Annotated in this window: 1 protein-coding gene; it reads left to right on the top strand. The window is 58.8% G+C overall.

Translation table 11 applies throughout. The features are described from left to right. A partial coding sequence (lptB, locus tag K5E19_RS24135; protein WP_221553420.1) for an LPS export ABC transporter ATP-binding protein occupies positions 1-503 on the top strand: 503 nt, incomplete at both ends.

The raw sequence follows: 503 nt of genomic DNA, 5'->3' as shown, positions 1-503 counted from the left end.
AACCACGACTTTCTACATGGTGGTGGGCATCGTCCCGCGTGACGCCGGCAACATCATCTTCGATGATGAAGATATCAGTCTGCTGCCACTGCATGCCCGCGCGCGTCGTGGCATCGGCTATCTGCCGCAGGAAGCCTCCATCTTCCGCCGCTTAAGCGTGTTCGACAACCTGATGGCCGTGCTCCAGATCCGTGACGATCTGACCAGCGAGCAGCGCACTGACCGTGCGAACGAGCTGATGGACGAGTTTCATATCGAACATCTGCGTGACAGCCTCGGTCAGGCGCTGTCCGGTGGTGAACGCCGCCGCGTTGAGATTGCGCGCGCGCTGGCAGCAAACCCGAAATTTATCCTGCTGGATGAACCGTTTGCGGGCGTTGACCCCATCTCCGTTATCGATATCAAACGTATTATTGAGCACCTGCGCGACAGCGGGCTTGGCGTACTGATCACGGACCACAACGTTCGCGAAACGCTGGCCGTGTGTGAGCGCGCCTACATAG

This window comes from Enterobacter sp. RIT637 (genome assembly GCF_019718755.1).
Classification (GTDB): domain Bacteria; phylum Pseudomonadota; class Gammaproteobacteria; order Enterobacterales; family Enterobacteriaceae; genus Enterobacter.
Note: the sequence above shows the minus strand (reverse complement) of the source record. Positions and strands in the feature narration are given on the sequence as shown.